General features: G+C 65.9%; 21 protein-coding genes. 20 read left to right on the top strand and 1 reads right to left on the bottom strand.

Annotated elements, in window-relative coordinates:
* Positions 1-29: 29 nt before the first annotated feature.
* The 10 genes from CH305_RS22690 (at position 30) to aroB (ending at position 11747) form a co-directional block, all read left to right on the top strand.
* Positions 30-1199 (top strand): kinase, encoded by a 1170-nt coding sequence (locus CH305_RS22690; RefSeq protein ID WP_032403344.1) that lies wholly within the window; start codon positions 30-32, stop codon positions 1197-1199.
* A 73-nt stretch (positions 1200-1272) separates the two neighbouring features.
* Positions 1273-2655, top strand: a complete 1383-nt coding sequence (locus CH305_RS22685) for a replication-associated recombination protein A (protein ID WP_032403345.1) — start codon at positions 1273-1275, stop codon at positions 2653-2655.
* A 43-nt stretch (positions 2656-2698) separates the two neighbouring features.
* Positions 2699-5368 carry an alanine--tRNA ligase gene (gene alaS, locus CH305_RS22680; RefSeq protein WP_094704941.1) on the top strand — a complete coding sequence of 890 codons (2670 nt, stop codon included), beginning with the start codon at positions 2699-2701 and terminating at the stop codon, positions 5366-5368.
* 5 nt (positions 5369-5373) lie between these two features.
* Entirely contained in the window at positions 5374-5949 is a 576-nt protein-coding gene (gene ruvX / locus CH305_RS22675; protein WP_094704940.1) for a Holliday junction resolvase RuvX, read from the top strand.
* A complete protein-coding gene (mltG, locus tag CH305_RS22670) occupies positions 5946-7382 on the top strand; it encodes an endolytic transglycosylase MltG (protein ID WP_037150539.1) in 1437 nt (478 codons plus the stop codon). Before ruvX ends, mltG begins: the two co-directional genes overlap by 4 nt.
* A gap of 1 nt (position 7383) precedes the next feature.
* Positions 7384-8196 carry a shikimate dehydrogenase gene (locus CH305_RS22665; RefSeq protein WP_094704939.1) on the top strand — a complete coding sequence of 271 codons (813 nt, stop codon included), beginning with the start codon at positions 7384-7386 and terminating at the stop codon, positions 8194-8196.
* Positions 8197-8300: 104 nt separating this feature from the next.
* Positions 8301-8873 (top strand): A24 family peptidase, encoded by a 573-nt coding sequence (locus CH305_RS22660; RefSeq protein WP_094704938.1) that lies wholly within the window; start codon positions 8301-8303, stop codon positions 8871-8873.
* Positions 8874-8885: 12 nt separating this feature from the next.
* On the top strand, positions 8886-10073 hold the full coding sequence (aroC, locus tag CH305_RS22655; RefSeq protein ID WP_032403350.1) for a chorismate synthase: 1188 nt from the start codon (positions 8886-8888) through the stop codon (positions 10071-10073).
* A complete protein-coding gene (locus CH305_RS22650; protein ID WP_037150533.1) occupies positions 10070-10624 on the top strand; it encodes a shikimate kinase in 555 nt (184 codons plus the stop codon). Before aroC ends, CH305_RS22650 begins: the two co-directional genes overlap by 4 nt.
* 10 nt (positions 10625-10634) lie before the next feature.
* Positions 10635-11747 (top strand): 3-dehydroquinate synthase, encoded by a 1113-nt coding sequence (gene aroB, locus CH305_RS22645; RefSeq protein ID WP_094704937.1) that lies wholly within the window; start codon positions 10635-10637, stop codon positions 11745-11747.
* An 88-nt stretch (positions 11748-11835) separates the two neighbouring features.
* Here the strand turns inward: aroB and CH305_RS22640 are convergent, their stop codons facing one another.
* Positions 11836-12519, bottom strand: a complete 684-nt coding sequence (locus CH305_RS22640) for a B-4DMT family transporter (protein ID WP_032403658.1) — start codon at positions 12517-12519, stop codon at positions 11836-11838.
* Positions 12520-12626: 107 nt separating this feature from the next.
* Here CH305_RS22640 and CH305_RS22635 point away from each other — a divergent pair, with 107 nt between their 5' ends.
* The 10 genes from CH305_RS22635 to pyrF all read left to right on the top strand — a co-directional run bounded on the left by CH305_RS22635 (position 12627) and on the right by pyrF (position 23756).
* The gene (locus CH305_RS22635) at positions 12627-13730 is read left to right on the top strand and encodes a Xaa-Pro peptidase family protein (RefSeq protein WP_094704936.1); all 1104 of its coding nucleotides are present in this window, start codon (positions 12627-12629) and stop codon (positions 13728-13730) included.
* A 76-nt stretch (positions 13731-13806) separates the two neighbouring features.
* Complete coding sequence (efp, locus tag CH305_RS22630; RefSeq protein WP_027496978.1) at positions 13807-14370, top strand: elongation factor P; 564 nt, start codon at positions 13807-13809, stop codon at positions 14368-14370.
* 1 nt (position 14371) lies between these two features.
* Positions 14372-14914 (top strand): transcription antitermination factor NusB, encoded by a 543-nt coding sequence (gene nusB, locus CH305_RS22625; RefSeq protein ID WP_052058392.1) that lies wholly within the window; start codon positions 14372-14374, stop codon positions 14912-14914.
* 140 nt (positions 14915-15054) lie between these two features.
* Positions 15055-15642: a bifunctional pyr operon transcriptional regulator/uracil phosphoribosyltransferase PyrR gene (gene pyrR, locus CH305_RS22620; protein WP_032377801.1), complete on the top strand. Its 588-nt coding sequence runs from the start codon at positions 15055-15057 to the stop codon at positions 15640-15642.
* The gene (locus CH305_RS22615; protein ID WP_032403354.1) at positions 15639-16586 is read left to right on the top strand and encodes an aspartate carbamoyltransferase catalytic subunit; all 948 of its coding nucleotides are present in this window, start codon (positions 15639-15641) and stop codon (positions 16584-16586) included. The genes pyrR and CH305_RS22615 overlap by 4 nt, the downstream gene beginning before the upstream one ends.
* Positions 16583-17953, top strand: coding sequence for a dihydroorotase (locus CH305_RS22610; RefSeq protein ID WP_256983964.1), 1371 nt, complete (start codon positions 16583-16585; stop codon positions 17951-17953). Before CH305_RS22615 ends, CH305_RS22610 begins: the two co-directional genes overlap by 4 nt.
* 4 nt (positions 17954-17957) lie before the next feature.
* Entirely contained in the window at positions 17958-18464 is a 507-nt protein-coding gene (locus CH305_RS22605; RefSeq protein ID WP_032403356.1) for a hypothetical protein, read from the top strand.
* Positions 18461-19591, top strand: a complete 1131-nt coding sequence (carA, locus tag CH305_RS22600) for a glutamine-hydrolyzing carbamoyl-phosphate synthase small subunit (protein WP_094704935.1) — start codon at positions 18461-18463, stop codon at positions 19589-19591. The genes CH305_RS22605 and carA overlap by 4 nt, the downstream gene beginning before the upstream one ends.
* Complete coding sequence (gene carB / locus CH305_RS22595; RefSeq protein ID WP_032403357.1) at positions 19591-22932, top strand: carbamoyl-phosphate synthase large subunit; 3342 nt, start codon at positions 19591-19593, stop codon at positions 22930-22932. Before carA ends, carB begins: the two co-directional genes overlap by 1 nt.
* Complete coding sequence (gene pyrF, locus CH305_RS22590; protein WP_094704934.1) at positions 22929-23756, top strand: orotidine-5'-phosphate decarboxylase; 828 nt, start codon at positions 22929-22931, stop codon at positions 23754-23756. Before carB ends, pyrF begins: the two co-directional genes overlap by 4 nt.
* Positions 23757-23875 lie beyond the last annotated feature (119 nt).

Raw genomic sequence — 23875 nt, 5'->3', positions numbered from 1 at the left:
ATCGCAGCGAACGGGTAGCTTGGACATCGATGACCGCAACACTGGCAGACCCTGTATCAGAGGTAGTAGCAGCAGCGCAGCGCCTCCTCGCCAAGCGCACCGGAGCTCCGGTGACGCTGATCGACCCGGTGAATCTCGGCGGTAGCGGCCAGGCGATCGTATTGCGAGTCAAGGTCTCCGAGAACCCCTTTCAGTTGCCCCGCACCTTGGTGCTCAAGCAAGTACGCGATGTGGCCGGCGAGTCGGAATTGCATACCGAGTTGGCCGACATCGCAGGGTCGAGTGCATTCCTGCGGGAGGCGGCCTCGTATCAGTTCGCCAATGCACTGGCCACCGACAGCAGGCCGGGGCCGGAACTGCACGCCTACGATCTCGACGCGCGGTTGCTCGTACTCAGCGACCTCGGTGACGCCAGCCCCATCACCACTCTGTTGCGAAACTCGGACGAGGCCGCAGTGACCAACTCGCTGATGGCGATGGCCCAGGCGCTCGGTCGGATGCATGCCGCGACCGTCGGCCGCGAGGACGATTTCGCAGCGCTCCTCCGTCGCGTCGGCCAACCCGACACCACGGACGGAATCTCCGCGCAGATTCCCGATGCACTTACCGAGGTTCCCGAATTGTTGGCCGGCTTGCCCGGGGTGGGTCCCACCCCTGATGCGCTTCTCGATCGCGTATCTCGTAGCGGAAGGCTGTTCGCGCACGGCACCTTCCGCGCATTCAGCCCGTCCGATCTGTGTCCCGACAACATCATCGTCAACGACGAAGGTGTCCGTTTTCTCGATTACGAGTGGGGCGGATTCCGCGACGCCACCCTCGACATCACCTATGCCCTGGCCTCGTTCCCGGGGTGCCTGTGCAGCTTCGAGCTCACGCACGAACGTGAGCAGGCGATGATCGATGCATGGCGTTCGGAGGTCGTCGGGATCTGGCCTGCACTGGCCGACGACACCGCCCTGGCGAGCAAGATCCTCGACGCGCGGCTGATCTGGGTATGGCTGACCACCTACTGGTTCCTGCCCGACGACCACACGCGCATCGCCGCGGCGCGGGCGCACCACCTGTCGGTTCCACGCTCGCAGGCGCTCGTTTCTCGGTGGGCGGTGCTGGCCGACAGCGCCGAGCGTGCCGGTGAGACCGGCATCGCCGAGTACGCAGCATCGGTCGCGACCGCGTTGCGGGCGAAGTGGGAGCGGTAGCCACGACGTCGTTCGCATTCTCGACAGCGCGATCGGTAGCGTTCGACCGGTGAGTGGCGGCTTCGGAAGTGACATGTCGGGCAGTGATGTTTCGAGCAGCGACGACCCCGGCGATGGTCTCTTCGACACCCCAGCACCCCCGGAGACGACGATCGAAGAGTCGCGCCCGACCTCGACCTACGTCCGGCCCGACGCGCCGCTGGCGGTGAGAATGCGTCCGACGACCCTCGACGAGGTGGTCGGACAATCTCATCTACTGGCTCCCGGGGCGCCGCTGCGTCGGCTCGTCGAGGGATCCGGTGCGTCCTCGGTGATGCTCTACGGTCCGCCGGGAACCGGAAAGACGACGCTCGCGTCGTTGATCTCCGGGGCCACCGGACGCAAGTTCGAGGCGTTGTCGGCCCTGTCGGCGGGCGTGAAGGAAGTGCGTAACGTCATCGAACTCGCGCGACGCCGGTTGCTGTCGGGTGAGCAGACGGTGCTGTTCATCGACGAGGTGCACCGCTTCTCCAAGACGCAGCAGGACGCGCTGCTTGCAGCCGTCGAGAATCGAATCGTGTTGCTGGTGGCGGCGACCACCGAGAACCCCTCGTTCTCGGTGGTGTCGCCTCTGTTGTCGCGGTCTTTGGTGTTGCAGTTGCAGCCGCTGGGGACCGAGGACATCGAATTGCTGTTGACCCGCGCGGCCAACGACCCGCGTGGGCTGGACGGGGCGGTGACCATCGCCGAGGACGCGATGGACCACCTCGTGCGGCTCGCGGCCGGGGACGCCCGCCGAGCGTTGACGGCGCTGGAAGCGGCAGCGGGCGCCGCAACCGACGGAACGCTGGACCTCGCGACGGTCGAGGCCAGTGTCGACAAGGCCGCTGTGCGCTACGACCGCGACGGCGACCAGCACTACGACGTGATCAGTGCGTTCATCAAGTCGATCCGAGGGTCCGATGTCGATGCAGCGCTGCACTATCTGGCGCGCATGATCACTGCGGGCGAGGACGCGCGGTTCATTGCCCGACGGTTGGTGGTGCACGCCAGCGAGGACATCGGGATGGCCGATCCGACTGCACTGCAGACGGCCACGGCCGCGGCGAACGCCGTGCAGATGATCGGCATGCCCGAGGCGCGGTTGGCGCTTGCGCAGGCCACGATCCACCTGGCCACTGCACCGAAATCGGGTGCGGTGATCGCAGCTCTCGGTGCGGCCATGGCCGATGTAGCGGCCGGAAAGTCGGGATCGGTACCGCCGCATCTCCGCGACGGTCACTACAAGGGAGCCCAGGGGTTGGGGAATGCCGTCGGGTATCGGTATCCGCACAGCAGTCCCGGCGGGGTCCTCGGTCAGCAGTACCCTCCGGACGAGTTGGTCGGTGTGAACTACTACGAGCCCACCGAGCACGGTGCCGAGCGCGAAATTGCGACCAGGGTGGGCAAACTCCGTCGGATCATCCGGGGCCGATAGGCCCTCGAGTCGGCACAGGGTCCGACGACGCTAACCTGTATCAGTGCAGACCCATGAGATCCGCAGGCGTTTCCTCGACCATTTCGTGAAGGCGGGGCACACCGAAGTACCCAGTGCATCGTTGATTCTCGACGACCCGAACCTGCTGTTCGTCAATGCCGGCATGGTTCCCTTCGTGCCGTTCTTCCTCGGTCAGCAGACGCCCCCGTACAAGACCGCGACGAGCGTCCAGAAGTGCGTGCGCACCCTCGACATCGAGAACGTGGGCATCACTACCCGCCACAACACGTTCTTTCAGATGGCCGGCAACTTCTCGTTCGGCGACTACTTCAAGCGCGACGCGATTCGGCACGCCTGGTCGTTGTTGACCGACAGCGTGGAGGACGGCGGTTACGGGTTCGACCCCGAGCGTATCTGGGCCACTGCGTATCTCGACGACGACGAGGCAATCGAACTCTGGAAGGAAATCGCCGGGCTGCCCGACGAGCGAATTCAACGCCGCGGAATGGCCGACAACTACTGGTCCATGGGCATTCCGGGACCCTGTGGCCCGTGCTCCGAGATCTACTACGACCGCGGACCCGAGTTCGGTGCCGAGGGCGGCCCTGAGGCCGACGAGGATCGGTACATCGAGATCTGGAACCTCGTGTTCATGCAGAACGAGCGCGGCAAGGGGATCAGCAAGGACGACTTCGAGATCCTCGGTCCGCTGCCGAAGCAGAACATCGACACCGGCATGGGCGTCGAGCGCGTTGCGTTTCTGCTGCAGGGAGTGGACAACGTCTACGAGACCGACCTCGTTCGACCGGTGATCGCCAAGGCCGAGGAACTCTCGGGACGCGCATACGGTGCGAATCACGACGACGACGTACGTTTCCGCGTCATCGCCGATCACGCACGAACCGCCGCGCTGCTCATCTCCGACGGCGTCAACCCCGGCAACGACGGTCGCGGCTACGTGCTGCGCCGGTTGCTACGCCGCATCGTGCGCTCGGCGCGTCTGCTCGGTGCGCCCGACGAGACGATGGCGCAGTTCGTCACTGTGGTGCGTGACACGATGGCGGAGTCCTACCCGAACCTGGTCACCGACTTCGACCGCATTCTGACCGTCGCAGTGGGGGAGGAGACGGCATTCCTCAAGACGCTCACCTCGGGTTCGCGATTGTTCGAGGGCGCGGCCGAGGCGGTCAAGGCGTCGGGCGCGAAAAAGATCGGCGGTGCCGAAGCGTTCGCGCTGCACGACACGTACGGGTTCCCGATCGATCTGACGCTCGAGATGGCCGCAGAGGCGGGTCTTTCGGTCGACGAGGACGGTTTCCGGTCGTTGATGGCCGAGCAGCGCAACCGGGCCAAGGACGACGCCCGCGCCCGCAAGCATGCACATGCCGACCTCACGGTCTACAAGGATTTCGTCGACGGTTCGCCGACGGAATTCACCGGATTCGACGAACTCGGTTCCGAAGCAACGGTATTGGCGTTGATCTCGAACGGAGTTCGCGTTCCGACCGCAGTTGCGGGCGAGAGCATCGAGATCATCCTCGACCGCAGCCCGCTCTACGCCGAATCCGGTGGACAGATCGCCGACATCGGCACCATCACCGCGCCTGGCCTCGATGTCAAGGTCAACGACGTGCAGAAAATCGCCAAGAAGGTCTGGACGCACAAGTCGGTGGTCGAGTCGGGTCAGATCACCGAGGGTGACACCGTCCACGTCGACGTCGACCACGCCTGGCGCAAAGGCGCGACTCAGGGCCATTCGGGTACCCACATGGTGCACGCTGCCTTGCGGCAGGTCCTCGGGCCGAACGCGACACAGGCGGGATCGCTCAACAAGCCCGGCTACCTCCGGTTCGACTTCTCGTGGCAGGGCGCGCTCTCGGAGGCGCAGCGCGACGACATCGAGAACGTCGCCAACGATGCGGTGGGCTCCGATTTCGCGGTCAACACCCTGGTCACCGACCTCGACAGTGCCAAGAAGATGGGCGCGATGGCCCTGTTCGGCGAGAACTACGGCGACGAAGTGCGCGTCGTCGAGATCGGCGGACCGTTCTCGATGGAACTGTGCGGTGGTACGCACGTGCAGCACTCGTCGCAGATCGGCCCGGTCACCATCCTGGGTGAATCGTCGGTCGGGTCCGGTGTGCGCCGCGTCGAGGCATTCGTCGGCCTCGATTCGTACCGCTATCTCGCCAAGGAACGCGCGTTGCTCGCAGGCATCGCGTCGTCGCTCAAGGTGCCGTCCGAGGAGGTCCCGGCGCGTATCGAGACCCTCGTCGAGCGTCTGCGTGTCGCCGAGAAGGAGCTCGACGCGGTCAAGGCGGTGGCGGTACTGGCCTCGGCGGGCGAGTTCGTCGGAAAGGCCGAGCGGTTCGGCGATGTTCGCGCGGTGGTCGCGCAGGCACCCGACGGTGTCGGCGGCAACGACCTGCGCACCCTGGTGACCGATATTCGTGGACGCCTCGGTGCGGATCCGGCCGTCGTGGTGCTGTTCGGCACGGTCGGCGGCAAGGTCCCGTTCGTGGTGTCGACCAACAAGGCTGCCCAGGATGCGGGTGTCGCAGCCGGTGACCTGGTGGCGGCCTTCGGTCCGAGCATCGGTGGCCGAGGTGGCGGTAAGCCCGAACTGGCCCAGGGGTCGGGGTCGGACGTCGCCGGAATCGCCGCCGGTATCGACGCTGCCCGGGCTCGACTGTCCGAACTCACGTCTCGCTGACGAGTATGGCCAACCTGGGGCGTGGCCCCGATCGGCCCGGCGTCGACGATCCGGGCCGGGGCCGGCGAATCGGTATCGACGTCGGCAGCGTTCGTATCGGAATCGCGTCCAGCGATCCCGACGGTGTGCTCGCGACGCCTGTCGAGACGGTGCCGCGCTCGAAGATCAAGGGTCCCGATGCCCCGGACGTGGTACGCGTCGCGGAGATCGTGGCCGAGTACGAGGCCGTCGAGATCGTGATCGGCCTGCCCCGCACACTTCGCGGTGAGCGCGGCAGTGCCGTCGATGCCGCCGAGAGATTCGGGCGTTCCCTGCACAGACGGTTGGGCGACGTGCCGATTCGAATGGCCGACGAGCGACTGACTACCGTGAGTGCGTCGCGTGCACTACGGGACAGCGGTGTGCGGGCCAAGAATCAACGATCGGTGATCGATCAGGCTGCGGCGGTGGCGATATTGCAGGGCTGGCTCGACGAGCGCCGTGCCGTGTCGACTCGCGGTACTGCCGATCGCGCGGTCTCGGATGACGCGGTCTCGGATCACGCAGGGACGAATTCAGGATCGACGGAGGTCGACGAGTGAACAACCATGGGTCCTTCGATCGGGACCGGCGACATGCGCGCTCCGACGAGGCGCACACCGATCCGATCGGGTATCGCGTGGACGAGGGCAGCGACTTCGATCGCCGTATGAACGGCCGTCCGCGGCCGCCGCAACGGCACGAACCGCACCCCACGCCTGCACCTGGCGCAGATCGCGAACGCGACCGTACTGCGCGCTCGGATTCCGAGCGCGGCGCGGAGCCGCGGGAGGTGGGCCGCAGCCGTGCCGCGAGCCGCAGGGACCGTGCCGCGTCCACTCGCAAGCGTCGCGGCCGAATCGTGGCATTGGCGCTCGGGTTGGTGCTGATCGTCGCAGTTGCAGGCGGAGGGTATTTCGCAGTGAGCAAATTCGGGAATCGCACGACCCCGAATGCAGACTTCGCGGCCGGGTCCTCCGGTGACGGCGTCGTGATTCAGGTTCATCCCAACGACACCGCCCAACAAATCGGTACCGAGGCAGCGGACAAGGGTGTCGTCGCCAGCTCGGGGGCATTCCTCGAAGCTGCGATTGCGAACAACGCCATCACTTCGGTCCAACCGGGCTTCTACCTGCTCACCAGTAACGTGCCCGCCTCGCGAGCGGTGAGCGAACTGGTGGACCCCGCCTCCCGGGTGGGCAACATGGTCATCTCGGAGGGACGTCAGCTGCACGACGCGCGCGACGTGAACACCGGTGCCGTCAAGAAGGGCATCTACACGCTGATCTCCGAGGCGAGCTGCGTGGATCGAACGGGGAGCGGCACTCCGGCATGCGTGAGCTACGACGACCTCAATGCGGCCGGAGCAGTGGACGACCCAGCGGCGCTGGGCGTTCCCGCCTGGGCTACCGATCGCGTCGAGGGAGTTCCGGACCGCGATCGTCAGCTCGAAGGCCTGATCGCAGCGGGAACCTGGGATTTCGATCCCAGTGCCGCACCCGCCGACATCTTGAAGCAGCTGGTGTCCGAGAGTGCCACTCGCTACGAGGACACCGGGATTCTCACCGCGGGCACCAACTCCGGGCTCACTCCGTACGACACTCTGGTCGCTGCATCTCTCGTCGAGCGGGAGTCCCTGCCGCAGGATTTCAGCAAGGTGGCCCGGGTGATTCTCAACCGGCTCGCGGTTCCGCAGAAACTCGAGTTCGACTCGACGGTCAACTACTCGCTCGACACGACCGAGGTGGCCACCACCGACGCCGACCGGGCGCGTGTGACCCCGTGGAACACCTACGCCAGCGAAGGGTTGCCGGCAACGCCTATCTCCTCACCGAGCATCGGTGCGGTGCAAGCCGTCGAGGCACCCGCCGACGGTGACTGGTTGTACTTCGTGACCATCAATCAGGCGGGTGAAACGCTGTTCACCCGAAGCTACGAGGAACACCTCGCGAACATCGCGAAGGTCGAACCAGGCTTCCTCGACAGCGGGCGCTGACGTGCGGGCCGCAGTCCTCGGAAGCCCCGTCGAACACTCGAAATCGCCGCTACTGCACCGCGCTGCGTACCGCGCCCTCGGTCTCGACGGCTGGACGTACGACCGAATCGAGTGCACCGGTGAGCAGCTGCCGGGCATGCTCGACGGTTTCGGTCCCGAATGGGTCGGGGTGTCCGTCACGATGCCAGGCAAGGTCGCTGCCTTGAACTACGCCGGCGAACGCACCGAACGGGCGGTGTTGGCCGGCTCGGCGAACACACTGGTGCGCACGGCTTCGGGCTGGCGGGCCGACTGCACCGATGTGGACGGAATCGTGGGTGCCCTACGCGGTGCGGGGGTCGTCGACCTGTCGGGTAGTTCCGTGACGGTGGTCGGAGCCGGGGGAACGTCACGGCCGGCCATCGTCGCATTGGCCGGGTTGGGGGCTGACGCCGTCACCGTCGTCGCGCGCTCGGCCGACCGGGCGTCGGACACACTCCGGTGCGCCGTCTCCGCAGGACTGCGCGCGGAGTTCGCAGACATGACCGATCCCCGTCTCGCTGCCATCGCGAGTGCATCGGCCGTACTGGTCAGCACAGTGCCTGCGGCCGGAGCCGCACACATCGCTACTGCACTCGCCCACGCGCCGTTGGTGCTCGACGCCATCTACGATCCCTGGCCGACGCCGCTGGCAGCCGCGGTGGAGCAGGCCGGTGGAACTGTTGTCGGTGGCCTCGCGATGCTGCTCGAGCAGGCGTACGGGCAAGTCGAGCAGTTCACCGGCGAGCCGGCACCCCGGGCGGTCATGCGTGCTGCATTGGCCACTGCCGAGTGAGTACGACTTCCCGGTAGTCCACAGCCAGCGGGTTGTCCACAGGGCAATCCGCGATCAGGTGTTTTCCCGTGGCCGGCCGTGGGAGGGATGCGACCCTTCGGGCCATGTTCGGTCTGTGTGCAGCGTCGGTGATCGGTGCCGGTGCCGGGGTAGCGATGCGATTCGGTCTGGTCCGGTGGGATCCACGGTTTCTGCCGTTGTTGTCCGCGGTGGGTACCGGATGGGTCTGGTGGCGGTTCGGTGGGACCACCTACTGGGTTCCACTGTGCGTGCTGACATGGTGGTTCGTTGCGCTCAGTGCCATCGACCTACGGCGTCGCCGGTTGCCGAACGAATTGACGATCCCGGGTGCGATCGTGGTCACGACGATGCTCGTGTCGGTGGGGTCGGCGAGGGCATTGCTCGGCGGAGTTCTACTGTTCGCGATCTACCTCGTCGTGCACCTTCTCGCGCCGTCTGCGTTCGGTGCCGGGGACGTGAAGCTGGCGTGGTCGGTGGGCTCGATCGCAGCTCTCGGCGGTGGGGAAGGATGGGTGATCGCGGCGCTCTCGGCACCACTGGCAACTGCCGTGGTGGGATCGATCGTCGCTGCCGTCGGGCACAGTCGGGCACGTATCCCGCACGGCCCGTCCATGTGCGCGGCGACCCTGCTGGCATCTGCAGCTTGCCTGACGTGAAAAGATGCTCGAGTGCTGCGCTGGATAACTGCCGGAGAATCCCACGGACCCGCTCTCGTCGCCATTCTCGAAGGAATGGTCGCGGGAGTCGAGGTGACCTCGGACGATATTGCCTCCCAACTCGCCCGCCGTCGTCTCGGTTACGGCCGCGGGGCCCGAATGAAGTTCGAGGCGGACAAAGTCACGCTCACCGGCGGTGTGCGGCACGGCCGCACCATGGGCGGGCCAGTCGCGATCGAGGTCGGCAACACCGAATGGCCCAAGTGGGAGCAGGTGATGTCGGCCGATCCGGTCGACGAAGCCGTGCTTGCCGATCTCGCACGTAACTCCCCGCTGACTCGCCCGCGCCCCGGACACGCAGATTTCTCCGGAATGCTCAAGTACGGCTTCGACGATGCGCGCCCGGTTCTCGAACGCGCGAGCGCACGCGAGACCGCGGCCCGGGTTGCCATCGGCACGGTGGCGCGCCTCTTCCTGAAGCAGGCGTTCGGCGTCGACGTGGTGTCCCATGTGATCTCCATCGGAGCCTCCGATCCTTACGTGGGTCCGCCGCCTGCAGGTGACGATCTCGACGCGATCGACGCCTCCCCGGTGCGCGCGTTCGACAAGGCCGCCGAGGAGTCGATGATCGCCGAGATCGAAGCGGCGAAGAAGGACGGCGACACCCTCGGCGGTGTCGTCGAAGTCGTCGTGCACGGCCTCCCCGTCGGCCTCGGGTCCTTCGTCTCCGGGGAGCGCAAGCTCGACGCCAGGCTGGCCGCAGCGCTGATGGGAATCCAGGCCATCAAGGGTGTCGAGATCGGCGACGGTTTCGAGACCGCTCGCCGCCGCGGCAGTGTCGCCCACGACGAGATCAAGCCCGGCCCCGACGGGGTGCTGCGCTCGACCAACCGCGCAGGCGGCATCGAGGGCGGGATGACCAACGGCGAGCCATTGCGAGTGCGGGCCGCGATGAAGCCCATCTCCACGGTCCCGCGCGCGCTGGCAACAGTCGACATGAGCACCGGAGACGAAGCGGTCGCCATTCATCAGCGCTCCGACGTCTGCGCCGTTCCGGCCGCCGGTGTCGTCGCCGAGACGATGGTCGCCTTGGTGGTCGCGCAGGCAGCGTTGGAGAAGTTCGGTGGGGATTCGCTGGCGGAGACGACGAGCAACGTCGACCACTACGTGAAGGGCACCGCCGCCCGACCTCCACGATGAGCCCGTACGCGGTCCTCGTCGGACCGCCGGGAGCAGGCAAGTCGACCATCGGTAGACGGCTTGCGCAGGCGTTGAATCTGGAGCTGTTCGACACCGACGTAGCCATCGAACGAGAGACCGGTCGCACGATCGCCGATATCTTCTCCCACGACGGCGAGCCGGCATTTCGGCAGATCGAGGAGCGGATAGTGGCGGGCGCGCTGGCCTCGCACGACGGCATCGTCTCCCTCGGCGGTGGTGCAGTGCTGTCCGCTGCCACGCGGGCTCTGCTGTCGAAGCACACGGTTGTCTACCTGGAAATCAGTGTGGCAGAAGGGCTTCGGCGGACGGGGGCCAATACGGTGAGGCCACTCCTCGCCGGTCCCGATCCCCGCGCGAAGTATCAGGAACTGATGCGGTATCGGCGGCCCCTCTACCGTTCGGTGGCCACGGTGCGCGTGCGAACCGACAGTCGCAGCCCGGCCCGAGTGGTGGGCCAGCTGGTCTCGAAACTGACTGCGATCGCACCCGTGCCCGCGCGCAATGTGAACGACGAAACCCCCAGTAGATGAAGGTGATTCGATGACAGAGCCAGTGCGCGTCCAGGTCGAGACTGCCAGCCCGTACCCGGTGATCATCGGTCGAGGTCTGTTGACGGACCTGGTCGACGAGCTCGCCGGAACCGCCACCGTGGCGATCTTTCACCAGCCGCCGCTGGCCGAAACGGCCGAGGCCGTGCGTGCGGCATTGGCGGAGAAGGGAATCGACGCACACCGCATCGAGATTCCGGATGCCGAGGACGGTAAGGACCTCGCTGTGGCGGGATTCTGCTGGGAGGTGTTGGGCCGTATCGGCCTCACCCGCAGCGATGCCATCGTCAGCCTGGGCGGCGGAGCCGCGACGGACCTGGCCGGATTCGTGGCAGCAACGTGGATGCGCGGGGTCCGTATCGTGCACGTGCCGACGACGCTGCTCGCCATGGTCGACGCGGCCGTCGGCGGCAAGACGGGCATCAACACCGACGCCGGAAAGAACCTCGTCGGGTCCTTCCACGAACCGGCTGCCGTGCTGATCGACCTCGCCACGCTCGAGACCGTGCCCAAGAACGAGATCGTCTCGGGCATGGCCGAGGTGATCAAGACCGGTTTCATCGCCGATCCGAAGATTCTGGACATCATCGAAGCCGATCCGGCGGCCGCCCTCGATCCGACCGGTGACGTTCTACCGGAGTTGATAAGGCGATCGGTGGAGGTCAAGGCGAAGGTCGTGGCGGCGGATCTGCGAGAGTCGAACCTGCGCGAGATCCTGAACTACGGTCACACTCTTGCCCACGCCATCGAGCGACGCGAGCAGTACAGGTGGCGCCACGGTGCCGCCGTGTCGGTCGGTCTGGTGTTCGCGGCCGAGCTCGGACGGCTCGCCGGCCGTCTGGACGACGCCACGGCCGACAGACATCGATCGATTCTCGAATCGGTCGGCTTGCCGGTCACCTACGACGAGCACGCGTTCGGGGACCTGCTCAAGGGCATGCAGACGGACAAGAAGAATCGCGCCGGACTGTTGCGGTTCGTGGTCCTGGACGGTCTGGCCAAGCCGGGACGGCTGGAGGGTCCCGATCCAGCGCTGCTCGTCGCCGCATTCTCCGCAGTCGGTCGCGAGGCCCCGGCAACCGGTGGGTCCGCCATCATGTTGTGACACTCGGCCCCGGGCTCCGGACGAGATGAGAACGGGCGGTGAGCGACGCGTCATGCGTCACTCACCGCCCGTGTGTTCGTAGCGGGAGTCAGGAACCGTCGGCGGTGCCGTGCCGGTTGCCGCGCTTGTCCAGTCGGGGCTTTCCGTCGGCGTCCACTGCCGAGAACACCTCGGTGTCGGCTTCGCCGTGCTCTGCAGCCCACTGAGGTTCGGAACGCGTCGGTTCGGACCGCGCCTGCTCTGCCTGCGATCGAGTGCCGCGACTCGACTCGGCGCGTTCCGCGCTGCCCGCATTCACCAGCTCGCGGTCGTGCGCACGGTCGGCGTCGGAGGTGGCCAGCTTCTTCTTCGCGTCGCGGTTGACGATCAGCCGACCCACGAACACCGCAATGGTGGCAACGACGAAAATGGTGAGGATGGTGAACGCTGCACCGGAAGTGAGCTCGAAGATCAGACCGTTCTGACCGAGGCTGAAGTCGACGAAGAAGTCGATGATCCAACTGAGCAGTCCAGCGAGCAATCCTGCGACGACCGCGGCCTTGAGCCACACCATCGTGAGGTCCTGGCCGTCGTCGGGATCAGGATGATTGCGTCGATCGCGGACGCCGTCGATTCCTGCCCAGACGACGATCACGAGGATCACGAGGGCATACGCCACCCATCGCAACGCCGAGCCGCTCAGCGGCCACATCGATACTGCCGCCCCCAGCAGCAATCGAACGACGGCGTTGATCAATCCCATACCTATGCCACGCACTGCCCACCCAGTCATGCGGCACAGCATATCCGCACGTCGCCGTTCGTGTGGCAGGGCCCACAAAGTTCGAGTCCGATGTGTCCGGGCCCAGGCACGTCGGGGCGAGCAGTAATGTCGAGCGCATGCCTGCTGATTTCGGTGCCCGTCGTGGCGCCCTGCGAGAACTGTTGGCCGCCGACGGCCTCGATTCGATGTTGATCACCGACTTGCTGAACGTGCGTTATCTGACCGGTTTCACCGGCTCGAATGCGGCCCTGCTGGTCTCGGCATCGGATTCGGTCGACGGTGAGAACGAGACCGTGATCTGCACCGACGGTCGGTATGTCACCCAGGTCGCCGAGCAGGTGCCGGATCTGCGTGCCGAGATCGACCGCGCATCGGCGATCCACCTCGTCCGGTCGGGAGTGTCGGGCCGTGGCGGCCGGATCGGTTTCGAGAGTCACGTCGTGACGGTCGATGCCCATCGCAGCTGGGCCGAGTTGGACGGGGGCGTCAACTTGGTGCGCGCACCCGGTGTCGTCGAGTCGCTGCGCATGGTCAAGGACGAGTTCGAGGTGGGATTGCTCCGTGACGCGTGCCGCGCTGCCGACGATGCGCTCGCCCAATTACTGGCCAGGGGCAGCATTCGCGCCGGGAGAACCGAGCGTGAGGTGGCCCGCGAACTGGAATCTGCGATGCTCGACCACGGTGCCGATGCGATCTCGTTCGAGACCATCGTTGCTGCAGGCGTCAATTCCGCAGTGCCGCATCACCGACCGACGGATGCGGTGTTGGCCGAGGGTGACTTCGTGAAGCTGGACTTCGGGGCGCTCGTGGGCGGGTACCACTCCGACATGACCCGGACCTTCGTGATCGGTAGTCCGGCGCAGTGGCAGCGCGACCTGTACGAGTTGGTGCAGCAGTCGCAGACGGCCGGGCGAGAGGCGCTCGCACCAGGGGTGAACACCGTCTCGGTCGACGCGGCGTCGCGCTCGGTCATCGAGGACGCAGGGTACGGCGAGTACTTCTTGCACGGGCTCGGTCATGGCGTGGGCCTGGAAATCCACGAAGCGCCGGGAATCGCGAAGACGAGCACCGGTACACTGCTGAGCGGTGCAGCGGTCACCGTCGAGCCGGGTGTCTACTTCTCCGGTCGCGGCGGCGTTCGGATCGAGGACACACTCGTCGTTCGCGACGGGGGTCCGGAACTGCTCACCCTGACAAGCAAGGAACTCACGTCCGTCTAGCGCGCGGGCGGGAGCGAATCCCGCACGTGACCGACGGCGCGTCACGCGCACAAACGATTGAGGAGACGCGAAGCAAGTGGCTTCCACCAGCGATTTCAAGAACGGACTGGTTCTCAACCTGGAGAACCAGCTGTGGTCGATCATCGAATTTCAGCACGTCAAGCCAGGTAAGGGACCCGCATTCGTGCGGACCAAGCTCAAGAACGTGCTCTCGGGCAAGGTCGTCGACAAGACGTTCAACGCCGGTGTGAAGGTCGAGACCGCGACGGTCGACCGCCGCGACATGACGTACCTCTACCACGACGGCAGCGACTACGTGTTCATGGACGCAGACACGTACGACCAGCTCTCGATCGGTGAGGCCACCGTCGGCGACGGCGCGCGCTTCCTGCTCGAGAACCTGCGCGTTCAGGTCGCCATGCACGAGGGCGTCCCGCTGTACGTCGAGCTCCCCGTCACCGTCGAGCTCGAGGTCAAGCACACCGACCCGGGTCTGCAGGGCGACCGCTCCACCGGTGGTACCAAGCCTGCGACACTCGAGACCGGAGCCGAGATCTCAGTGCCGCTCTTCATCAACACCGGCGACAAGCTCAAGGTCGACTCGCGTGACGGCAACTACCTCGGGCGTGTGAACTCCTAACGTGTCATCGAAGAAGTCGACATCCTCCGGCGCGCAGAACGGTGCCCCCGGCGCGAAGAAGCTGGGCGCGCGTCACAAGGCCCGGAAGCGCGCGGTGGACTTTCTGTTCGAAGCAGAGGCGCGCAACGTCGATCCGGTGAACCTGGCCGCCGAGCGCATCGAGCTCGCTCGAGCCGACGACACCATCGCGCCGGTCAGCGACTACACCTCGACGTTGGTCGAGGGTGTTGCGGAGAACCTGGATCGCCTCGACGGGGTGATTGCCGATCACCTCAAGGATTGGACGCTCACGCGTCTTCCTGCGGTCGACCGTGCCATCCTTCGGATTGCCGTCTGGGAGCTGTTCCATGCCACCGACGTGCCTCCGGTCGTGGCCGTCGACGAGGCCGTCGAGCTGGCCAAACAGTTGTCCACCGACGACTCGCCCGGCTTCGTCAACGGTGTGCTCGGCCAGATCGTCCTCGTGGCACCGCAGGTGCGTGCCGCGGCGGCGGCCGTATCGAGCCGTCCGCAGGTAGACACGGCCGGCGACGCCGAGAACTGATCGAACGCTCGACGGTCCTGTGACCGAACGCTCTGCGAGCCTGGTAGGTGCGGTTCGCAGAGCGTTGCTAGGCTCTACGAAGTTCTATGTCAGACATCCTTTAACGATCCGTCCAGAGAGGCGGAGAAGGAGGTCGTAGTTTGCCTGCGCCCGAAAGCTCGTCTGCGAACCCTGCCGTTCGCGAATTGTTGTCCTCGGCCGATGTGGGACGAACCATCTCCCGCATGGCTCATCAGATCATCGAGAAAACTGCGCTCGACGCTGCCGACTCGCCGCGCGTCGTCCTGCTTGGTATTCCCACTCGCGGCACCACCCTGGCCGAGCGCCTCGCCGAACGCATCGAGGCATTCTCCGGCGTGCGACCCCCGCTGGGATCTCTCGACATCACCCTGTACCGCGACGATCTGCGGAACAAGCCGCACCGCCCACTCGAGCGCACCTCGGTCCCGGTCGGCGGCGTCGACGACGCGTTGGTCGTGCTGGTCGACGACGTGCTGTTCTCGGGCAGAACAGTTCGCTCCGCGCTCGATGCGCTACGGGATCTCGGTCGTCCACGCGCCGTGCAGCTCGCGGTTCTCATCGACCGCGGCCACCGCGAACTTCCCCTCCGCGCGGACTACGTGGGCAAGAACGTCCCCACCGCGCGCACCGAGGACGTCTCGGTGTTGCTGTCCGAACACGACGGCCGCGACGGTGTCAGCCTGTCCGAGGGAGGATCGGCGCGATGAAGCATCTGCTCTCGGTCGCCGATCTCACCGTCGACTCGGCCACCGAACTTCTCGACGAAGCCGAACGCTTCGAGCAAGCGCTGCTCGGCCGCGAGGTCAAGAAGCTGCCGACGCTGCGCGGCCGCACGATCATGACGGTCTTCTTCGAGAACTCGACGCGCACTCGCGTCTCGTTCGAGGTGGCCGGCAAGTGGATGAGTGCCGACGTCATCAACGTCAGCGCCAGCAGTTCATCGGTGTCGAAGGGGGAGTCGCTCCGTGACACCGCGATGACGTTGCGCGCTGCCGGAGCCGACGCCCTCATCGTTCGACACCCGGCATCCGGTGCCGCTCACCAGATCGCTCAGTGGACTGCCGACCAAGGATCAGGTGGAGGTCCTGCCGTCATCAACGCGGGCGACGGTACGCACGAACATCCCACCCAGGCCCTGCTCGACGCTCTGACGGTTCGTCAACGTCTCGGCGACATCGCCGGCCGACGAGTCGCGATCGTCGGCGACATCCTGCACAGCCGGGTGGCGCGCTCGAACGCGATCCTGCTGGCCAAGCTCGGTGCCGAGGTGGTGCTGATCGCGCCACCGACTCTGCTTCCCGTCGGAGTGACCGGCTGGCCGGTGCGGGTGTCACACGACATCGACGCCGAACTGCCCGGATTGGACGCCGTGCTGATGCTGCGCGTCCAAGCAGAACGGATGAACGGCGGGTTCTTCCCCTCGGCTCGGGAGTACTCCATCACGTACGGGCTCTCACAGCGCCGGCTCGAGCTGCTGCCCGATCATGCCGTCGTGCTGCACCCCGGTCCGATGCTGCGCGGTATGGAGATTGCGTCGTCGGTCGCAGATTCTCCCAAAACTGCAGTCTTGCAACAGGTTACGAATGGAGTTCACGTGCGGATGGCAGTGCTGTTCCGATTGCTGGTCGGTTCGGACGGGGGCGCTTCATGACCGCATCCACGTCCTCGGTTCTGCTGCGAGGCGTCCTGCTGTACGGCGAGGGCTCCGAAACCGACGTGCTGATCCACGGCGAGGAAATCGCCGCGATCGGTGCCGACCTCGATGCCGACGGCGCGCAGGTGATCGAAGCCCGCGGCCACATTCTGCTGCCCGGATTCGTCGACATGCACACTCATCTGCGCGAGCCGGGCCGTGAGGACACGGAGACGATCGAATCCGGTTCGGCCGCTGCCGCTCTGGGCGGTTACACCGCGGTGTTCGCCATGGCGAACACCGATCCGGTTGCCGATTCGGTGGTCGTGACCGACCATGTGTGGCGCCGCGGACAGGAAGTCGGGCTCGTCGACGTCCACCCGGTCGGAGCGATCACCGTCGGGTTGAAGGGCAAGCAACTCGCCGAGATGGCCACGATGGCCGCGGGAATCGGCCGCGTGAAGATGTTCTCCGACGACGGACACTGCGTCGACGATCCGCTGATCATGCGTCGGGCGTTGGAGTACTCGAGCTCGCTCGGCGTACTCATCGCTCAGCACGCCGAGGAGCCACGGCTCACCGTCGGTGCCGTCGCACACGAGGGGCCCACCGCCGCGCGGCTCGGACTGGCCGGTTGGCCACGCGCGGCCGAGGAATCGATCGTCGCGCGCGACGCCCTGCTCGCCCGAGACGCGGGTGCACGGGTGCACATCTGCCATGCGTCCACCGCGGGCACCGTCGAGTTGATGAAGTGGGCACGCGGACAGGGCATTTCGATCACCGCCGAGGTCACCCCGCACCATCTGTTGCTCGACGACTCGCGTCTGGAAACGTACGACGCGATCAACAAGGTGAATCCACCACTGCGCGAGAAGTCCGATGTCGACGCCCTCCGTCGGGGCCTCGCGGACGGCGTGATCGATTGTGTGGCAACCGATCACGCGCCCCACGCAGAGCAGGACAAATGCTGCGAATTCTCGATCGCACGTCCCGGCATGCTCGGACTGGAGACCGCACTGTCCATCGTGGTCGACACGATGGTGACAACCGGCCTGCTCGATTGGCGGGGTGTGGCGCGAGTGATGAGCGAGCGTCCCGCGCAGATCGTGGGATTGGCCGACCAGGGCCGGCCGATCGAGGTGGGCGAGATCGCCAACCTCACCGTGGTCGATCCGGGCGCGAGCTGGACGGTATCGGGCAAGAAGTTGGCCAGCGTCGCGCACAACACGCCGTTCGAGGACATGACCTTTTCCTCGAAGGTGACCACGACCGTGTTGCGCGGACGAATCACAGTCCGCGACGGTGCAGTAGCAAACAGAGGCGCCGTAGCAAACAGAGGCGCCGTAGCAAACAGAGGCTCAGTGGCGAACAGAGCAGGGGAGTAGAGCGGTGGACAGAGTTCTGATCGTCATCGGATTCATTCTGTTCTGGGCGCTGATGATCGCGCTGATCTTCTGGGGTTGGCGAGGACGGCAGAAGCGTCAGGAAGATCGAATCGGTGAATTCCCGGCCGTGCCCGACGATCTGGGTGCCACGCACATCGAGCCGACCACCGGCCTGTACGTCGGCAGCACCATCGCGCCGAGCTGGCAGGACCGGATCGCCGTCGGCGACATCGGCCACCGCGCCACCGGTGAACTCTCCCGATACGAGAAGGGAATTCTTCTCGATCGGAACGGCGAATCTCCCATCTGGATTCCGGCGGAATCGATTCGCGCGATCCGCACCGAACGCGGGTTGGCGGGCAAGGTCATGACCAAGGACGGGCTCCTTGTCATCCGCTGGGAGCTTCCGACGGGGACCGAGATAGATACCGGCTTCCGGGCCGACGACAAGCAGATCTACCCGGTGTGGACAGCGAGTTCCACCGGAGAAACCAAGGAGGAAACCGCGTGAGCAGCGCAGTTCTTGTTCTGGAGGACGGCCGGACATTCCGCGGCACCACATTCGGCGCACAGGGGCGCACCCTCGGCGAGGCCGTGTTCTGCACCGGAATGACGGGGTACCAGGAGACACTCACCGACCCGAGCTACCACCGACAGATCGTCGTTGCGACTGCGCCGCAGATCGGCAACACCGGCTGGAACCAGGAGGACGGTGAAGCCGCCAGCGCCCAGGATCCCAACAAGATCTGGGTCGCAGGGTACGTGGTCCGAGATCCGGCCCGCCGCACCTCGAGTTGGCGCTCGACCGGGACGCTGCAGGATCAGCTCGAGGCGCAGAATGTCGTGGGCATCGCCGGAATCGACACGCGCGCTCTGGTCCGGCACCTGCGTACCCGCGGCTCGATGCGAGCGGGAGTGTTCTCGGGCGACGCGCTCGGCACCTCGGACGAGATGCTCGAGCAGGTGGTCGGTCAGCCGTCGATGCTCGGTGCCGATCTCGCCGGTGAAGTGACCACGGGGGCCGGCTACACCATCGAGCCGTCCGGCGACGCTCGATTCACCGTCGTCGCAGTCGATCTCGGTATCAAGACCAATACTCCGCGGATGTTCGCCGAGCGCGGTATCCGCGTGCACGTGGTGCCGTCGAACACCACTATCGAGCAGGTTCTGGAGCTGAACCCGGACGGTGTCTTCCTGTCCAACGGACCGGGCGACCCGGCCACGGCCGACACCAGCGTCGTGTTGACCAGAGAAGTGCTCGAGCGGAAGCTGCCCCTGTTCGGCATCTGCTTCGGCAACCAGATCTTCGGGCGGGCACTCGGACGCGGCACTTACAAGATGAAGTTCGGGCACCGCGGCATGAACATCCCGGTGATCGAACACACCACCGGCCGCATCGCGATCACTGCACAGAACCACGGATTCGCACTCGAAGGCGAAGCAGGTGAGGAGTTCGACACCGACTTCGGTCGCGCCCGGATCAGCCACACGTGCGCCAACGACGGCACCGTCGAAGGCGTCGAACTGATCGACGGGAGCGCCTTCTCCGTGCAGTACCACCCCGAGGCCGCGGCCGGTCCGCACGACGCCGCCTACCTCTTCGACCGTTTCACCAGCGTCCTTCAGGAGAAGAAGTAATGCCACGCCGCACAGACCTGAACCACGTCCTGGTCATCGGATCGGGCCCGATCGTCATCGGTCAGGCCTGCGAGTTCGACTACTCCGGCACCCAGGCCTGCCGAGTGCTGCGCGAGGAAGGCCTCCGCGTCAGCCTCGTCAACTCCAACCCGGCGACGATCATGACCGATCCCGAGTTCGCCGACGCCACCTACGTCGAGCCCATCACGGCGGAGTTCATCGAGAAGATCTTCGCCCGCGAGGCCGAGCAGGGGCACCCCATCCAAGCTGTGCTCGCCACCCTCGGTGGACAGACGGCCCTCAACGCCGCCGTCGCACTGCACGATCAGGGCATTCTCACCAAGTACGGTGTCGAGCTGATCGGTGCCGATTTCGACGCGATCCAGCGCGGTGAGGATCGACAGAAGTTCAAGGACATCGTCGCCAAGGTCGGTGGCGAGTCCGCCAAGTCGGCTGTCTGCTACACGATGGACGAAGTGCGCGAGACCGTTGCCGAGCTCGGCTTCCCGGTTGTCGTGCGTCCGTCGTTCACCATGGGCGGTCTCGGATCGGGGTTGGCCTACAACGACGAGGACCTGACCCGGATCGCGGGCGGCGGCCTGGCGGCCTCGCCCACCGCGAACGTCCTCATCGAGGAGTCCATCCTCGGTTGGAAGGAATACGAGCTCGAGCTCATGCGCGACGGCCGCGACAACGTGGTCATCGTCTGTTCCATCGAGAACGTGGACCCGGTCGGCGTGCACACCGGCGACTCGGTGACCGTCGCACCCGCGATGACGCTGACCGACCGCGAGTACCAGAAGATGCGCGATCTCTCCATCGACATCCTGCGTGAGGTGGGCGTCGACACCGGCGGCTGCAACATCCAGTTCGCGATGGATCCGGCCGACGGCCGACTCGTTGTCATCGAGATGAATCCACGCGTGTCGCGCTCGTCGGCGCTGGCGTCGAAGGCCACCGGTTACCCGATCGCGAAGATGGCCGCCAAGCTGGCGATCGGCTACACCCTCGACGAGATCGTCAACGACATCACCCGCGAGACCCCGGCGTGCTTCGAGCCGACCCTGGATTACGTGGTCGTCAAGGCACCGCGGTTCGCGTTCGAGAAGTTCCCCGGAGCCGACGGCACGCTGACCACGACGATGAAGTCCGTCGGTGAGGCGATGTCCATCGGCCGCAACTTCACCGAGGCGTTCGGCAAGGTGATGCGCTCGCTCGAAACCAAGCGCGCGGGGTACTGGACCGGCCCCGAGGTCGAGGCAGAGAGCCTCGACGCGCTGCTGAAGGACCTGTCCGTTCCTCAGGACGGTCGGATGTACGGAATCGAGAAGGCGTTCGCGATGGGTGCCACTCTCGAGCAGCTCTTCGAGGCGACCAAGATCGATCCGTGGTTCCTCGATCAGTTCCAACAGATCCACGAACTCGGCGTCCAGGTTCGCGAGGCGGCCGAGTTCGACGAGGCGCTGTTGCGACAGGCGAAGTACCACGGGCTGTCCGACCGCCAGATCGCCGCGTTGCGACCCGAACTCGACGGCGAGGACGGTGTGCGTGCGCTGCGTGACGAGCTCGGCGTGCACCCGGTGTACAAGACCGTCGACACCTGTGCGGCGGAGTTCGAGGCCAAGACCCCGTACCACTACGGCACCTACGAGCTCGACCCCGAAGCCGAGACCGAGGTTGCCCCGCAGCCGGACCGGCCCAAGGTCCTGATCCTCGGATCCGGTCCCAACCGTATCGGTCAGGGCATCGAATTCGACTACAGCTGTGTGCACGCGGCGCTGACGCTGTCCGAGGCCGGCTACGAGACGGTCATGGTCAACTGCAACCCCGAGACCGTCTCCACCGACTACGACACCGCCGATCGCCTGTACTTCGAGCCGCTGACCTTCGAGGACGTTCTCGAGGTGTACCGGGCCGAGGCCGCCTCAGGAACGGTGCGCGGGGTGATCGTGCAGCTGGGCGGCCAGACTCCGCTGGGCCTGGCGAAGCGGCTGAAGGCCGCGGGCGTTCCTATCGTCGGAACATCCCCCGAGGCCATCGATCTCGCCGAGGACCGTGGTGAGTTCGGCAAGGTCCTCGACGCGGCCGGGCTGCCCGCTGCCAAGTACGGCACGGCGACCACGTTCGACGGGGCCCGCGAGATCGCGTCGGGTATCGGCTACCCGGTACTGGTCCGTCCGTCGTACGTACTCGGCGGACGCGGGATGGAAATCGTGTACGACGAGGCGTCTCTCGCGACGTACATCTCCAACGCGACGGAGATCTCGGACGATCGCCCGGTTCTGGTCGACCGCTTCCTCGAAGATGCTGTCGAGATCGACGTCGACGCGCTGTGCGACGGCACCGAGGTGTACATCGGCGGCATCATGGAGCACATCGAGGAGGCCGGCATCCACTCCGGCGACTCGGCGTGCGCGCTGCCGCCCATCACACTCGGCAAGACCGACCTCGAGAACGTGCGGCGATCCACCGAAGCCCTCGCGAAGGGAATCGGTGTTCAGGGCCTGCTGAACGTGCAGTACGCGCTCAAGGACGACATTCTGTACGTCCTCGAAGCCAACCCCCGTGCGAGCCGGACGGTGCCGTTCGTGTCGAAGGCAACCGCCGTGCAGCTGGCGAAGGCCTGTGCACGGGTGATGTTGGGGGAGAGCATCGCCGAACTTCGGACTGCGGGAATCCTGCCGGAGACCGGAGACGGTGGCACCGTCCCGGCCGGAGCTCCCATCGCCGTCAAGGAAGCGGTGTTGCCGTTCAACAGGTTCCGCCGCGCGGACGGCACCGGCGTCGACACTCTGCTCAGCCCCGAGATGAAGTCCACCGGTGAGGTGATGGGAATCGACTTCGATTTCGGTACCGCCTTTGCCAAGAGCCAGACCGCCGCATACGGATCGTTGCCCGCAGGTGGCGCGGTGTTCGTATCGGTGGCGAACAAGGACAAGCGCTCGCTGATCTTCCCGGTGAAGCGGCTCGCGGATCTCGGATTCACCGTCCTGGCAACCGAAGGCACCGCAGATGTGCTGCGTCGCAACGGAATCAAGTGCGAGCAGGTGTACAAGCAGTCGGGCGAGGACGTCCCGGAGGGCGAGCAGACCATCGTCGACCGCATCCTGGCCGGCGACATCGCGATGGTGATCAATACCCCGTACGGCAACTCCGGCCCCCGCGTCGACGGGTACGAGATTCGCAGCGCGGCAGTGGCACAGAACATCCCGTGCATCACCACGGTGCAGGGTGCGTCGGCGGCAGTGCAGGGCATCGAGGCCGGTATCGCCGGTGGAATCGGTGTTCGCTCGCTCCAGGACCTGCATGCGGGACTGAAGGAAGGTCTGGTCGTGCCATGAGTCATCTCGGTTGGTCGGATCGGTTGCGTTCGGCGGTGAGTGCGCGCGGTCGGCTCTGCGTCGGCATCGATCCACATCCAGCCCTGCTCGACGCCTGGGAGTTGCCGCGCTCGGCCGACGGTCTCGAGGTGTTCGCCGAGCTGTGCGTCGAGGCGTTCGTCGGCGAAGTCGCGATCGTCAAGCCGCAGGTGGCGTTCTTCGAGGCATACGGATCCGCGGGGTATGCGGTTCTCGAGCGCACCGTCAGTGTGTTGCGCGACGCCGGCACCCTGGTGATCGCCGATGCCAAGCGCGGCGATATCGGCACGACGATGGATGCATACGCGCAGGCCTGGCTCGAGCCCGATTCACCGTTGTCGTCGGATGCTGTCACGGTGTCGCCGTACCTGGGCTTCGACTCGCTGGGGGAGACCGTCGACCGAGCAGTGCGACACCAGCGCGGGCTGTTCGTGCTGGCCCGTACCTCGAATGCGGAAGGCTCGGATCTGCAGCAGGCGGCAACGTCGAACGGTGGGTCGGTGGCTCAGTCGATCGTCGACGCGGCGGCGACGCGTAATCGCGTCGATGCCGACACAGTGGGCTTGGTCGTCGGTGCGACGCGTGACCACGGTCTCGATCTGTCGGATTACACCGGACCGATCCTCGCGCCGGGTCTGGGAGCGCAGGGAGCGACGGTGGCCGATCTCGCGGAGATCTTCCGTGATTCGCGTGAGCTGTTGCTGCCCAACTCGTCTCGGGGTGTCCTGGCCGCAGGCCCGTCGGTGACGGCATTACGCGACGCGGCGACGCGGTTGCGCGACGAGATCGAAGCCGGTCTCGCATAGTCGACGCTGCTGCGCTCCGGCACTCGGGGGCGAGTTAGCGGTGAACGCGAGTCGTCGGTACGGTCGCTAGCGCTGCCGACGAACAGTGCAGATCGCCGATGACCGGTCCGTGGCAGTGG

It is taken from the genome of Rhodococcus sp. 15-649-2-2 (assembly GCF_002258645.1).
Lineage (GTDB): Bacteria > Actinomycetota > Actinomycetes > Mycobacteriales > Mycobacteriaceae > Rhodococcoides.
Note: the sequence above shows the minus strand (reverse complement) of the source record. Positions and strands in the feature narration are given on the sequence as shown.